The organism is Bradyrhizobium sp. DN3 (genome assembly GCF_041357655.1).
In the GTDB taxonomy this organism is placed as follows: Bacteria; Pseudomonadota; Alphaproteobacteria; order Rhizobiales; family Xanthobacteraceae; genus Bradyrhizobium.
The window spans coordinates 168,417-181,444 of sequence record NZ_JAULLN010000016.1 but is presented as its reverse complement, the minus strand read 5'-3'; the positions used below and the strand labels follow the sequence as shown (position 1 = coordinate 181,444).

13 protein-coding genes are annotated in these 13,028 nt (G+C 59.4%); 8 read left to right on the top strand and 5 right to left on the bottom strand.

Annotation, left to right across the window (positions count from 1 at the left end):
• Positions 1-212 precede the first annotated feature (212 nt).
• The 7 genes from nifH (at position 213) to AAE027_RS23560 (ending at position 8,104) form a co-directional block, all read left to right on the top strand.
• Positions 213-1,097, top strand: coding sequence for a nitrogenase iron protein (nifH, locus tag AAE027_RS23590; protein WP_091882104.1), 885 nt, complete (start codon positions 213-215; stop codon positions 1,095-1,097).
• Positions 1,098-1,246: 149 nt separating this feature from the next.
• Positions 1,247-2,038 carry a nitrogen fixation protein NifQ gene (locus AAE027_RS23585; protein ID WP_370988710.1) on the top strand — a complete coding sequence of 264 codons (792 nt, stop codon included), beginning with the start codon at positions 1,247-1,249 and terminating at the stop codon, positions 2,036-2,038.
• A gap of 298 nt (positions 2,039-2,336) precedes the next feature.
• Positions 2,337-3,527, top strand: coding sequence for a homocitrate synthase (gene nifV / locus AAE027_RS23580; protein ID WP_370988711.1), 1,191 nt, complete (start codon positions 2,337-2,339; stop codon positions 3,525-3,527).
• Positions 3,528-4,004: 477 nt separating this feature from the next.
• Positions 4,005-4,346, top strand: coding sequence for a nitrogenase stabilizing/protective protein NifW (nifW, locus tag AAE027_RS23575; RefSeq protein ID WP_091881723.1), 342 nt, complete (start codon positions 4,005-4,007; stop codon positions 4,344-4,346).
• Between the two features lie 994 nt (positions 4,347-5,340).
• Positions 5,341-6,450 carry an electron transfer flavoprotein subunit alpha/FixB family protein gene (locus AAE027_RS23570; RefSeq protein WP_091881727.1) on the top strand — a complete coding sequence of 370 codons (1,110 nt, stop codon included), beginning with the start codon at positions 5,341-5,343 and terminating at the stop codon, positions 6,448-6,450.
• A gap of 11 nt (positions 6,451-6,461) precedes the next feature.
• Positions 6,462-7,769, top strand: a complete 1,308-nt coding sequence (locus tag AAE027_RS23565; protein ID WP_370988809.1) for an FAD-dependent oxidoreductase — start codon at positions 6,462-6,464, stop codon at positions 7,767-7,769.
• Positions 7,770-7,807: 38 nt separating this feature from the next.
• The gene (locus AAE027_RS23560) at positions 7,808-8,104 is read left to right on the top strand and encodes a ferredoxin family protein (protein ID WP_091881730.1); all 297 of its coding nucleotides are present in this window, start codon (positions 7,808-7,810) and stop codon (positions 8,102-8,104) included.
• A 230-nt stretch (positions 8,105-8,334) separates the two neighbouring features.
• On the opposite strand, the gene ahpD is transcribed toward AAE027_RS23560, so the two are convergent.
• Both ahpD and AAE027_RS23550 read right to left on the bottom strand, forming a co-directional pair.
• Positions 8,335-8,883: an alkylhydroperoxidase, AhpD family gene (gene ahpD / locus AAE027_RS23555; RefSeq protein ID WP_091881733.1), complete on the bottom strand. Its 549-nt coding sequence runs from the start codon at positions 8,881-8,883 to the stop codon at positions 8,335-8,337.
• Between the two features lie 8 nt (positions 8,884-8,891).
• Complete coding sequence (locus AAE027_RS23550; RefSeq protein ID WP_091881736.1) at positions 8,892-9,446, bottom strand: peroxiredoxin; 555 nt, start codon at positions 9,444-9,446, stop codon at positions 8,892-8,894.
• Between the two features lie 335 nt (positions 9,447-9,781).
• Here AAE027_RS23550 and AAE027_RS23545 point away from each other — a divergent pair, with 335 nt between their 5' ends.
• The gene (locus AAE027_RS23545; RefSeq protein WP_370988712.1) at positions 9,782-10,225 is read left to right on the top strand and encodes a Ulp1 family isopeptidase; all 444 of its coding nucleotides are present in this window, start codon (positions 9,782-9,784) and stop codon (positions 10,223-10,225) included.
• A 122-nt stretch (positions 10,226-10,347) separates the two neighbouring features.
• On the opposite strand, the gene AAE027_RS23540 is transcribed toward AAE027_RS23545, so the two are convergent.
• The 3 genes from AAE027_RS23540 to AAE027_RS23530 are packed head-to-tail and all read right to left on the bottom strand — an operon-like array spanning position 10,348 to position 12,726.
• Entirely contained in the window at positions 10,348-11,025 is a 678-nt protein-coding gene (locus tag AAE027_RS23540; protein WP_244550994.1) for a DUF2478 domain-containing protein, read from the bottom strand.
• Positions 11,022-12,203 carry a molybdenum ABC transporter ATP-binding protein gene (gene modC / locus AAE027_RS23535; RefSeq protein WP_370988713.1) on the bottom strand — a complete coding sequence of 394 codons (1,182 nt, stop codon included), beginning with the start codon at positions 12,201-12,203 and terminating at the stop codon, positions 11,022-11,024. The genes AAE027_RS23540 and modC overlap by 4 nt, the downstream gene beginning before the upstream one ends.
• 34 nt (positions 12,204-12,237) lie before the next feature.
• Positions 12,238-12,726 carry a hypothetical protein gene (locus AAE027_RS23530; RefSeq protein WP_370988714.1) on the bottom strand — a complete coding sequence of 163 codons (489 nt, stop codon included), beginning with the start codon at positions 12,724-12,726 and terminating at the stop codon, positions 12,238-12,240.
• Between the last annotated feature and the right edge of the window lie 302 nt (positions 12,727-13,028).

Genomic DNA, 13,028 nt, shown 5'->3' with positions numbered 1-13,028 from the left:
CGTAATCAGAAGCTTAAGGAGCGCGGTCAAGCGTTGGCACGGCGGTTGCTAATAAGCGGCAGCAACACTGAGTGAGGGCTGAGTGCACGCCGACGCGTAAGACGAGCGATGCGCTCCTTCCCTTGAACCCGTGTGCCCCCGTTTCTGAGAGAGAAACAAGCTCGCGCGCAAGAAGCGCGCAACTTTTGGCAAATCGGTTGATGGAGAGCAACATGTCTTCACTGAGACAAATCGCGTTCTACGGGAAGGGCGGCATCGGCAAGTCGACCACTTCGCAGAACACGCTGGCGGCGCTGGCCGAGATGGGTCAGAAAATCCTGATTGTGGGGTGCGATCCGAAAGCGGACTCGACCCGCTTGATTCTGCACGCCAAGGCGCAAGACACGATTTTGAGTCTTGCAGCGAGCGCCGGCAGCGTGGAAGACCTCGAGCTCGAGGACGTAATGAAGGTCGGCTACAAGGACATTCGCTGCGTGGAGTCTGGTGGTCCTGAGCCGGGTGTCGGCTGCGCCGGCCGCGGCGTCATCACCTCGATCAATTTCCTGGAGGAGAACGGCGCCTACGAGAACATTGACTATGTCTCATACGACGTGCTCGGCGACGTCGTTTGCGGTGGCTTTGCGATGCCAATCCGCGAGAACAAGGCGCAGGAAATCTATATCGTGATGTCCGGTGAAATGATGGCGATGTATGCCGCAAACAACATTTCCAAGGGCATCCTGAAATACGCGAACTCTGGTGGCGTGCGGCTGGGCGGTCTGATCTGCAACGAGCGGCAGACCGACAAGGAGCTGGAACTGGCGGAAGCGTTGGCCAAGAAGCTAGGCACTCAGCTGATCTACTTCGTGCCGCGCGACAACGTGGTGCAGCATGCCGAGTTACGCCGCATGACGGTGCTCGAGTATGCACCCGAGTCCAAGCAGGCCGATCACTATCGCAATCTTGCGACCAAGGTTCACAACAATGGCGGCAAAGGCATCATCCCGACCCCGATCTCCATGGACGAGCTCGAGGACATGCTGATGGAGCATGGCATTATGAAGCCCGTGGACGAATCCATCATCGGCAAGACCGCCGCCGAGCTCGCGGCCTCGTAAAGGTCGCGAGTCGCGGCCTTGCAAAGGCGCGCGACGGATGCCGGTCTCCCAAACCGCCCATCCCGGGAGGCCGGCATTCTGACGATCGACCCTGACCAGAACCAGGATTCGGCGGGGCAAACCTGACCACTGTGGAAACCCACAAAATTATGTCCGAAGCGCACTTCCTTCCGTTGACGGCTGCTTGTGCCGTTGGTGCCAACAGCCAGATGCACAGGGGAATTGCAACCTACAGCCTGCTCACCGGTGTGCCTCCTGCAGATGCCGATATTGCCATTGACAGCAATCTCGATCGCCATGTCCTGGCGTCCATCCTGGCGGCTGCCACAATGGATGGTGGTTCCCTTCCCGAGAAGGCCGGCCTGTCTGGCCTTGAACTGGCGGCCTTGCTGGAGCAGTACTTTCCCTCCCTTGAGATCAAGCTCGCGGAGCAGCTCTCGGCTTTCAAGTGCGAAGACGACGACGAGATCGCAATGCTGCGCGATTTCTTGCTCAAGCAACGCTCGACGGAAGGGGATATCGGCCGCTGGCTGGCTGCGATGATCGCGCGCCGCGCCATTGAGCCAAACCATCTGTGGGAAGCTCTCGGCTTGCGCAATCGTGGCGAACTCTCTCGGCTGCTGAGCCGCCATTTCGCGCCGCTCGCCGTGCGCAATGTCAACAATATGCGCTGGAAGCGCTTCTTCTACCGCATGCTTTGCGAGGATGAAGGCCTCGTGATGTGCACAACACCCGTGTGCACGCAATGTGTCGACTTCAACCTCTGCTTCGGCGAAGAAAGCGGTGAGAGCCGGATGGCCGAGCGCCGGCGCGATTTTCTGTTGCAGGCGGCTCGGCCGGTAGTTGCCGGCGACTGGCCATCTGAACTGCCACAAGGGTCGGCGATCGCCCCGTCATCCGCGAAGGCCTCGCCGGATTTGGTAAGCCGCGCGGGAGGTTGAGGGCGCGGCTGACGCCGTTTCGAGGCGAGCGAGTGACCATGTGTCCAAAGCGGCGGCGGGCCCAAAGTGCTCCGCGACAATTCTCGATATCCCGGCGCGCCGCAATTGCATTAGCGTTCGAACTCGGCGTGGCAACAGGCAAGGCGTCCGCTTCATGGGCCTGTCGCATTTGCGACAATCCATTTGCTGAAGAAGGTCCAGGACCGAAGCGTTAGCTTCGTCAGTGGGTTGCCTGGGACGGCGGGCTGGCATGCTGGTTGCTGAAGCTTAGGTAGATCAAACAATGAGGAGCTCTCGCGTGATTTCCGCCAGCACCGCCGCCAAATCGTCTTGGTCCGACCAGGTGCGCGCCAAGCCCACCGTGCTCAACGACACGACATTACGCGACGGCGAGCAGGCACCTGGCGTTGCGTTCACCACAGAGGAAAAGCTGGCGATCGCGCAGGCGCTGGCGCGGGCCGGAGTCACGGAGATCGAGGCGGGAACGCCGGCGATGGGCAACGAGGAGATCGCCGCCATTCGCGCCATTGTCGAAGCAGATCTTCCGCTGACCACCATAGCTTGGTGCCGGATGCGGAAATCGGATGTCGACGCGGCGATCGAAGCAAAGGTGTCCATGATCAATATGTCGATCCCGACCTCCGATGTCCAGATCGCGGCCAAGCTAGGTGGTCATCGCGACCTGGCGCTGGAACGGGTGAAGCGAGTGGTAGGCTATGCCTGTGCGCGCGGACTTGAGGTCGCCGTCGGTGGTGAGGACTCCTCCCGCGCCGACATCGATTTTCTCATCAGACTGATGGCAACTGCAAAAGCCGCGGGCGCGCGTCGCTTTCGTATTGCAGATACGCTCAGTGTGCTCGATCCGGACGCAACCTACGCGCTGGTCAGGAATTTGCGTGCGACCACCGATCTCGAACTCGAATTTCACGGTCACGATGATCTCGGACTCGCAACCGCCAACACGCTCTCCGCTATCAAGGCTGGCGTGAGCCACGCCTCAGTGACCGTCATCGGGCTGGGCGAGCGGGCCGGAAATGCCCCGCTCGAGGAAGTCGCGGTCGCACTCAAGCAGCTCTACGGGCGCGAGACCGGCATCATACTCCCGGAGCTCGAGAACGTCGCCGCGGTGGTTGCAGCCGCGGCCGCACGTGCGATTCCTATGAACAAGGCCATCGTCGGAGAGCATGTATTTACGCACGAATCCGGCATTCATGTCGATGGCCTTTTGAAGGATCAACGCACCTATCAATCGCTTGATCCCGTTTTGCTTGGCCGCTGCAACCGCTTTGTGATCGGCAAGCATTCCGGACTTGGGGCGATCACCGCGTTACTCGATGAACTGCAGCTCGTCGCCAGCGCCGATCAAGCCAGACAGATCCTGTCGCAAGTCCGCAAATATGCCATCGAGCACAAGCGGCCGGTCGAGCGCGAAACCGTGGCGGCGATCTGGCGCGACGTGTGCGGATGCCTGGCAACCCACCCCGCGTGAAAAGCCGTGTCCAACAGCATTTGCGTCGACCATTCGCAAACCGACGGGCCGCAAGGACGGTGTCCGATAGCGCTGATGGGCACAAGCGGCGTCCAGCTTTCGCACGTCAGATCCCCTGGCGCGATCTCACCTCCAGATCTTACTTGCCGTTCCGCCATACATGCTGTGATCTCCTACCCAATGGCGAGCCGTCCCCGGACTGCCAATCGGCGTCTTCTCGCGCGGCTGATTTCCGGTCCGGCGACCGTCCTGACGAGCGTCAACCTCGATCGTGGTTTGGCGATTGATCCCGGATCTTCATCGGAACTGACGTCGTCACCGGCGGACCCGCCGATCTGGAGCAGCGAAGTTGAGGGCACCGCTTTCCGGAGTCAGGCTTTGGCCATGCGGACAGCTGTGCGAGGCAGGACGGCAGCAGTCAACAGGAGCCGCCCCATCTCCTTAAACGTCCAGAGCTAATCCGAAGGAGGATTTTCGATGATCAACTCATCCCCGGCAGCCGGTATCCTGGATCGGCTCAGCAAGGCCTCGTCGGCAGAGGATTTTTTTTCGCTGCTTGGCGTCGATTACGACCCTAAAATCGTGAATGTCGCGCGCCTTCACATCTTAAAGCGCATGGGACAATATTTTGCCAAAGAGCAATTTGCTGGTGCCGCAGAGCCGGAAATCAGAGCTCGGTGCAAGGCGATGCTGGAGCAGGCCTATGCCGATTTCGTGGCATCGTCACCGATCGACCAGCGAGTGTTCAAGGTTTTGAAGGATGCCGTCGCAGACCCTAAGAAGGCCGCGGCCTTTGTCCCGCTGAGCGAGCTGAAGTGATCTCGCGCTCCACTGCAAGCAAGGTTTGCCCGACGGGGCGCCGTGGCAACCCGATGTGCAGCCTTCGTCTTTATCCGGGTCAACTCTCTGCAGCGAAGACCCGAGCGACGCCTGTCGTATTCCCGACCCATGTCTGGACTGGTCGTGTCCACGGTATCAGCGGCTATTTCAAGTGTCTGCCAAACCATTACTTTCGACTGACTTTCAATGGTTTTTGCAACTGGTACGACACTTGCTGTTGTCCTGCCGATCCGATCATCGATGCCGACAGATGGTAGTCGTCCGAGATGAGATTGAAGGAAGACCCATGATGCTGCTTTTACTGCCTGCCGAGCGCTGCGGCATCATCTCGTGGCCTACGATCGCGCCAGGTCCGTTCGAAATGGTCTTTGACGCGATCGAAGTTCCGTATCGACGGTGAGATGGTGGTCAATGGATAAGTCGCCCGTTCGCGCTACACCTGGAGAGGGTATGTACAGCGCCCGCATCAAACCGGTCCCCGATTCCGCGCAGGTTTGTATCCATCTCATGGCGGATAGCAACATGCGTCAGGAAGAGGGGCAACGTCGGCCCATACGGGTTGTCGGCGCTGGAGGCTCGGCATGGATGGCGTGACAGGTGCGTTGCCAGGATCGCCCTCGTCGTCACAGTCAATGTGGCGCCGCTGTGCCGAAAGTGACGCGCAGGTATTGCGCAGCGAACGGACTCGCCAACTCAGGCATGAAAGCGACCGGTCAGAATCACCGCGGCGCCCTGGCCGCCGCGGTGGCGCTCGTCGAACCCGGCGCGCAGGGGTCCAGTGTGGAAGACCTCTCCAAATCCGGCCGGACCGGTACGTCTATCGCGACGACGCGTCTTGTTGTGCGGCCGGTCGGACCAAGCAGACGGGGCAAAGCAGCCGGCCACTTGCTGACCAAAAGTGATCTTCAGTTAACGAAGCTAAAAAGCAAAACCTGTGGCGCGGGCGCGCCTATCTTTGAGGGGAATTTAGAGTATGAGCAATGTCACCAAAACGGCCATGCCGGCGGCGGCCGGCCGCGCAGCAGCCAAAAAAGAACTGCCGGAGCACTTTAAGGCGTATAAGCACGTCTGGGTCTTCGTCGAGCTGGAGCGCGGCCAGGTGCATCCGGTTTCCTGGGAGCTCATGGGTGCGGGGCGCAGGCTTGCCGACAGGCTAAAGGTGAATCTTGCCGCTGTCGTTATCGGTCCGGAGGGGCAGCACACACGTAACGCCGCGCTTGAAGCCTTTTGCTATGGCGCCGATCTGGCCTATCTTGTGAGCGACAATGTTTTGTCGGATTACCGCAACGAATCCTATACCAAAGCGCTAACCGAACTCGTCAACACCTACAAGCCCGAGATCCTTCTGTTGGGGGCGACGACGCTCGGTCGCGATCTCGCAGGTTCCGTGGCGACGACACTGTCGACGGGGCTCACTGCCGACTGCACCGCGCTGGACGTCGACGCCGATGGTTCGCTTGCGGCGACGCGTCCGACTTTTGGCGGCTCGCTGCTCTGCACGATCTATACCTTGAATTATCGTCCGCAGATGGCAACCGTCCGCCCGCGGGTCATGCCGATGCCTGAGCGCGTCGTACGCGATGCCGCTCGTATCATCGTCCATCCGCTCGGCCTTGTCGAAGACGATATTGTCACAAAAGTATTGTCGTTCCTACCCGACCGCGATGCAGAAACGTCCAATCTGGCCTATGCCGATGTCGTGGTCGCGGGCGGCCTGGGGCTGGGATCGCCTGAGAACTTTCGGTTGGTGCGCGAGCTCGCAACTCTGCTTGGCGCCGAATATGGCTGCTCGCGTCCTCTGGTGCAAAAGGGGTGGGTTACGTCTGACCGGCAAATCGGCCAAACGGGCAAAACCATCCGGCCAAAGCTCTATATTGCCGCCGGCATTTCCGGCGCGATCCAGCACCGGGTTGGCGTGGAGGGCGCGGATCTGATCGTCGCCGTCAATACTGACAAGAACGCTCCGATCTTCGACTTCGCCCATCTCGCGATCGTCAGTGACGCCATGCAATTGCTACCGGCGCTGACGGCCGCATTTCGTGCCCGGCTTTTGCCGAATTCGCGCGCCCGGATCGCCGTCTAGAGGAGATGATGATGATTGAAGAGAGATTCGATGCGATCGTGGTCGGAGCCGGTATGGCCGGCAACGCGGCAGCATTGACCATGGCCAAACGCGGCATGAAGGTGCTGCAGCTCGAGCGCGGCGAATATCCCGGATCGAAGAATGTGCAGGGCGCCATCCTCTATGCCGACATGATGGAAAAGCTGGTCCCCGAGTTTCGAGATGAGGCGCCGCTCGAACGTCACGTGATCGAACAGCGGTTCTGGATGATGGACGATCGCTCCCATGTCGGCATGCATTACCGTTCAGACGACTTCAACGAGGAACGGCCGAACCGCTACACGATTATACGCGCCCAGTTTGACAAATGGTTCTCTTCCAAGGTGCGGGAGGCTGGTGCGACTGTGCTGTGCGAGACGACGGTCACCGAGCTCGCACGGGACGAGCGTGAAAGGATCGTCGGTGTTCGTACAGATCGCCGAGACGGCGAAATACATGCCGATGTCGTCGTGCTGGCCGAAGGGGTCAATGGCCTGCTCGGGACGCGCGCGGGCCTGCGCGCGCGCCCGACGCCCGATAACGTTGCGCTCGCGGTGAAGGAGATGCACTTCTTGCCTCGCGAGACTATCGAGGCGCGCTTCAATCTCAAGGGCGATGAAGGCGTCGTGATCGAGGCGGCCGGTACCATTTCCCGCGGCATGACCGGAATGGGTTTCATCTACGCCAACAAAGAGTGCATTTCGCTCGGCATCGGTTGTCTCGTCGCCGACTTCCAGCGCACGGGTCAGACGCCCTACGGCTTGCTCGATCAATTCAAGAGGCATCCCTCTGTGGCGCCCCTGATAGCAGGGTCCGAAGTCAAGGAATATTCGGCGCATCTCATTCCTGAAGGCGGGTACAAGTCGATCCCGCAGCTTTATGGGGAAGGCTGGGTCGTAGTCGGCGATGCGGCCCAACTCAACAATGCCATTCATCGTGAGGGCTCCAATCTCGCGATGACTTCCGGCCGCATCGCCGCCGAAGCGATAGGTTTGGTGAAATCGCGCGGCGAGCCGATGAGTGCAACAAATCTGTCGATCTACAAGAAGATGCTGGACGACTCCTTCGTGATCAAAGATCTAAAGAAGTACAGGGATTTGCCGCCCCTGATGCATACCCACTCACAAAACTTCTTTCTCACCTATCCGCAGCTCATCTCCAAGGCGATGCAAAACTTTGTGCGCGTCGATGGTACGCCCAAGGCTGAGAAGGAGAAGGCGACCCTGAAATCCTTTGTCAAGGCGCGGTCATGGGCAGGTTTGTTCGGCGATGCTTGTCGTTTTGCCCGGGCCTGGCGCTGACCGCAAAAGTGTGAAGTCCAACAATGGAAGGCCAAAGCATGAATGTCGAACCCTCAATGCGCGTCGAAGATAAGCTGTATTATAACCGCTATCTTGTCGACGTCGGTCACCCTCACGTCAAGGTCCGCGCGCACACGACGCCGTCGCCGCAGCTACTTGCACTTTTGAAAGCCTGTCCCGCGCGATGCTACGAGCTCAACGACGATGGCCAGGTTGAGATAACTGTCGACGGGTGCATCGAGTGCGGCACCTGCCGCGTGATCGCCGAGCCAACCGGCGATATCCAGTGGAGTTATCCGCGTGGCGGATATGGGGTGCTGTTCAAGTTTGGGTGAGGATGAGGTGAATGTGCAGCGGAAGGCGCTAACCGACCTTAGAATCTCACCGCATCGTTCGCGCACTTTCGCCTCTGGCGCGGTGCGTGAAAATTTGAGCTAGGCACGCTTCAAAGGTGATGTCACGCAAGAGGTGCCTTGCGGGTATGACGCCCGTCAGGGACCCGAAAAGCACTGGTGTGGCGCCGCTGCGTGGCGCCACAACGATCGGCCGGATGGCGGAGGAGGAACTAGGCCGTCGCCTGGGTGGGGCTCGGCCCGGTGGCCTCGATTGCGGTCGCCACTGATTGCACGATTGCAGCAGTGCGCACGGCGGTCTGTATCACTTCGGAGCTAACGCCCGCGGCTCGCAGCGTCTTCTCGTGGGCATCGATACAAGCACCGCAGCCGTTTATGGCGGAAACCGCAAGCGACCACAGCTCGAAATCTGACCTATCAACACCAGGGCTTCCGATCACGTTCATACGCAACCGTGGTGGCATCGTCTTGTAGTCCGGGTTAGAGGCGAGGTGAACGAATCGGTAGTAGACGTTGTTCATCGCCATCACCGAGGCAGCGGATTTCGCCGCAGCAATCGCCACAGGCGTCATCACGGCGACCGCAGCCGATTCGATTGCGGCAATTACGGCTGCATTGCGGGTGGCGATCGCGCTCGCCAGCAGCAGCCCATATTGTCGCTGCGGCGAGAGCGTCTCATCGGCCACCAAGGACGTCAGATTGAGCCTGACGTCCTTGGCGAAATCGGGAATCGTTTTGCTCAGCTGTTCAATCGACGACATGCTGCGCCTCAAGCAACCTTCAGGGTTTCGCCGCCGATTTCGCGGTTGCATGGACAGAGCTCGTCTGTTTGCAGCGCGTCCAGAACGCGGAGCGTGTCCTTAGGACTGCGCCCGACATTGAGATTGGTCGCATAGACGTGCTGGATCGTGTTTTGGGGGTCAACAATAAAGGTGTAACGATAGGCAACCCCTTCGGGTGAACGCACGCCAAGACCATCGACGAGCGTTCCCTTTGTGTCGGCAAACTGCCAGATTGGTAGATTGTGCAGGTCGACATGTGAGCGCCGCCAAGCGAGCTTGCAGAACTCGTTGTCAGTCGAACCACCCAGCACAACCGCATCGCGGTCGGCGAATTCCTTGGAAAGCCGAGCAAATTCAGCAATCTCGGTTGGGCAGACGAAGGTAAAATCCTTGGGATAGAAGAAGATGATCTTCCACTTTTCTGGAAAGCTCGTTTCGGTCAGCGTCTCGAATGCACTCTGTCCTTCTTCTTCCTGCGCTTGAAAGCCGGGCTTCACGCCTGTGATTTCGAACGGCGGCAACTGACTTCCAATTCCGAGCATGCTGTCCTCACAAATTTGCTTTTTGTAGATCGTGACCTCACTGGTGAAGCAAACTATATGCCATCCGTTGTCGCAACGAAGCCAGCCCAGCGGCTTGGTACAGGCATGCTCGCGCGCTTGGAGCGTCGATCAGCACTAAGTTGACAGTCGTCTCGAGCACACACAAAAAGTCATGAGAACACTCGACCTTTGTGCGACCGCCAGCGGGCGGGTGCTCGGAGCCAGGGCCTGGCTGGGCGACGAGCAATATCCAGCGGGACTACGAGCTCCTGTCGCAGGAGTTGCAGGGAAGCAATCCCAACCTCGCCGCCCGGATACGGTTTGTAGATCCTCTCATGGCCTTTCGGGTGGGCCAGGGTACTGAGGCCGACGCGCTCCGCGCATTCCATCGCATTGTCGATGATCGGAATGGGAATGATACAGCCGACTTCCTGTTCTTGCCGATGAACGATGCCAGCGCTACGGACCTCAATCACCGCGGCTCCCATTGGTCGCTGCTGCTGGTGGACCGCCGCGATCGCAACAATCCCGTTGCTTACCACTACGACTCCTCCAGGGGGCACAATGATAGCCCTGCAGCAATGCTCGCACAACGCGTGGGGGCCAACCTGCAAAACGCCCCCATACGCCAACAGAGGAACGGCTACGATTGCGGTGTCTTTGTGCTCGACGGTACGCGGGCGCTGGCCAGGCGGTTGGCGGGAAGACGGCAGCCAGACCTGAACCTTAGCAATCTCGTCGGCGACCGGCAGGCACTGCAGAACCGACTGAGGGGTTGATGTCGGCTTGAACTGGTTAGCGCGCGAGCTGGTTGAACTGCGACGTCTCGCCATTGAACGTCCGCAATCGGCACGTTCGCAAGGCATCACGGTGGCACAGAGCGTGGGAGCGGCCGCCAGAGCTAAGGCTGTTTTCGGAGGCGGGGAAGGAATCTGATGGGCGATTTCGGAGTCGACGTGCTCGACAGTCTCACTGTCGTCATCAAGCCGTCCGGTATCGTCGTCCCCAAATAACCGCAGCTGGGGCTGAAGGCCCCGCTGCGCGCCACGCGCGTTGAGATATCGCACCACCACTGCTCCAAGAATTGACGATCACAAGGCAGCAGCGTGCCAACGCCCGCGGTGAAGGTTCGCCAGTCGGCAAGGCGTTTCTTCGGAACGGCTGTCAGGACTGGTACGCCTCGGGTGATCGCGTCAACGAATTCGGCGCGCAGGCCCCGGCCAGCTGCTTCTTGTTTGGCGAATTTGCTGATCACGAGGAGATCGATCTTGTTGCGAAGTGCCTGGGAAAGGACAGCTGCGGCCTCGGCAAGCCCATTTGTATCGAGATTACAGGACATAGCTCCGCTGCCGAGTGGCTGAGAAATCGAGATCTCTTGTCCCGTCGCAACGTCGATTGCGAGCATGACGTGCGTGCCATTTGCGCGCCTCGAGTGTCGCTGCACGATGCCGCCGATGCGTACGCCTTGCTGCGCGATATCCTGAGCGAAATCGGCCAGTAGCCTATCGACATCGTCTTTTGGACGGTAGAGAATTGCCCCCACACTATACGGATCTATCTCATCCACATTATCGATCACGGCCGGGATCCTGTTGATGTGTTTCTCGTATCGGGGCATAGCTGTCGAACGTTCTCATGCGGATGTGGCGGGCGTTGCAAGCAACCGCTCGGCAGCCCGAGCGGAACGGCGCGCGCGACCTCCGCGAATACGTCCGCTCCATTGCTGAGCCGTAGCGCATCAAAGGAGCGGCGCGTGATGCGCGCCAAAAGCGGCACGCCAGAACGGCCAGTTTCAAGAGTCAGAATCAAGGTGACCTCAGCCTCGTCGAACGGCAAAGAGGCTTTGATGCGTGCCGGAAATACATTGAGGATAGAGCTTGCGCGCGGGGACTCGCACGCAATGCTGACGTCGCCGGCTGCGATGCGCAGCCGCAGCTGCGCGCCCGGTCTAAGCGGCGCTCCAGGTATCAGAAGGCGCGCCCCCTTGAGGCGGAGCATGATTAGCCCATAGCGTCCGTCATAGCCGCCGACCACGGTATCAAGACAGACTGCCGCTTCGCCGCGCCTGGCAAGCGCCGGGCCGCTCTGAACGACATTGAGGGGCCCGGCCGCAGTCACGACGCCATCTTTCATCATGACAAGATGATCGGCAAAACGCTCGATATCCGCGATGTCATGGCTGATGTAGACCATCGGCAATGGGAGCTTTTCCCGCATGCGCTCGAGAAATGGCAGGATCTCGCATTTTGCGGAGCGATCGAGCACAATGAGTGGATCGTCCAGCAAAAGCAGCCGAGGCTGGCCTAACAGCGCGTTGCCAATGGCAAGTCGCTGTCGCTCGGCCGCGGAAAGATGTGATGGCGAACGCTCGAGCAGTGGCGCCAAGGCGAGCAATTCGACCACACCATCAAAATCGATCAGTGTCGGTGTCGATTTTGACGCGTTGTATAGAAGGGTGCGCCGTACAGACCAATGAGAAAGAAGAATTGGTGGCTGGAATACATATGCGACGGGACGCAGATGATGCGGTCGAAACGTGGTCTCATCCTGCCAAATCTCTCCATCGACCGCACAAAATCCGTTCGGCAGACGCTGCACGCCAGCGATGCAGCGCGCGAGTGTGGTCTTGCCGCACCCGGGCGGACCAAAAATCGCTGTGACGCCTTTGGCTGGTAGGCTGAATTGCGCATGTAGCGGAATGTTTGCGAGAGAGCCCTTGAACGCAACCTCAATATAGTCCGTTTTTGCTTCTTTCATGAACCTGCGCCTGTGCTGTATCTTCCAGTCCAAGTCACGAGCACAATCGCTGCAATGGAGATGATGGCCATACTTGCGACAATCCAGTCTGTGCCGCTCCAGCACGGCGTCTCTGCTCACGTGAGGGCATAAGGTGCGGCGGCGGACTGCAGATCGGAGTTAAGACCAGAGGCTTGTTGAGCATCTCCGCGCCGCGAGCATCGTGACAATCGGACGCTGCGCGGTGCGCTTGCCAATGAGAGGCAAAGCGCCTTTCCAGCAGCGCGAGGGTCTCAGCCTGGTTGGCCGGGCCGAGGGCTTCTGCTGAATGTTCAAATGGCGCGGCTTGAGAGGTTTGACGGTAAAGATGTCGGCTCACGCCAGAACTGAATACTGGCTCGGGGCCGGAAATCCGCATCAAGGATCCCACAGCTTTCATAGCCGATTTGAAGTTTGCGCCGGTCGCCATAGTCATGGCCTCTGCATTCTCGGGTGCGAGCAGCATCAAAGCCAGATCGATCAGGATGAATCGGATAAGCCTCATTGGAACTCCGGCTCCGCCGCGACCGCTTCCTTCGCGGCAACTGATTGATCCCTACCCAGCAATCCGCGTGCCGTTTCAAGGAATATCTGCGCGGCTAGCGGCAAGGGGAGGCTTTGTATCGGGCTCCACCCGGCGTCTTAAATCGCCGCATCTTATTGTAGGGCTTTGGACGCTCGCGTCACCAACCGCACATGCGGGAGCTACGAGATGGAAGCCGACGATGACCCATCGCCTCTCGCATTGGAGATGGTCCTTTGGCAAACATGCGGCCGTAAAACTCGTCAATGATGCACAAGTCCATG

Excerpts from the sequence above, each read along its gene's own strand:
- nifW (WP_091881723.1), top strand. The coding sequence starts at position 4,005 with ATGATCAACTCATCCCCGGCAGCCGGTATCCTGGATCGGCTCAGCAAG.
- nifH (WP_091882104.1), top strand. The coding sequence starts at position 213 with ATGTCTTCACTGAGACAAATCGCGTTCTACGGGAAGGGCGGCATCGGC.
- AAE027_RS23545 (WP_370988712.1), top strand. The coding sequence starts at position 9,782 with ATGGCCTTTCGGGTGGGCCAGGGTACTGAGGCCGACGCGCTCCGCGCA.
- AAE027_RS23585 (WP_370988710.1), top strand. The coding sequence starts at position 1,247 with ATGTCCGAAGCGCACTTCCTTCCGTTGACGGCTGCTTGTGCCGTTGGT.
- AAE027_RS23560 (WP_091881730.1), top strand. The coding sequence starts at position 7,808 with ATGAATGTCGAACCCTCAATGCGCGTCGAAGATAAGCTGTATTATAAC.
- AAE027_RS23565 (WP_370988809.1), top strand. The coding sequence starts at position 6,462 with ATGATTGAAGAGAGATTCGATGCGATCGTGGTCGGAGCCGGTATGGCC.
- modC (WP_370988713.1), bottom strand. The coding sequence starts at position 12,203 with ATGAAAGAAGCAAAAACGGACTATATTGAGGTTGCGTTCAAGGGCTCT.
- AAE027_RS23550 (WP_091881736.1), bottom strand. The coding sequence starts at position 9,446 with ATGCTCGGAATTGGAAGTCAGTTGCCGCCGTTCGAAATCACAGGCGTG.
- ahpD (WP_091881733.1), bottom strand. The coding sequence starts at position 8,883 with ATGTCGTCGATTGAACAGCTGAGCAAAACGATTCCCGATTTCGCCAAG.
- AAE027_RS23530 (WP_370988714.1), bottom strand. The coding sequence starts at position 12,726 with ATGAGGCTTATCCGATTCATCCTGATCGATCTGGCTTTGATGCTGCTC.
- AAE027_RS23570 (WP_091881727.1), top strand. The coding sequence starts at position 5,341 with ATGAGCAATGTCACCAAAACGGCCATGCCGGCGGCGGCCGGCCGCGCA.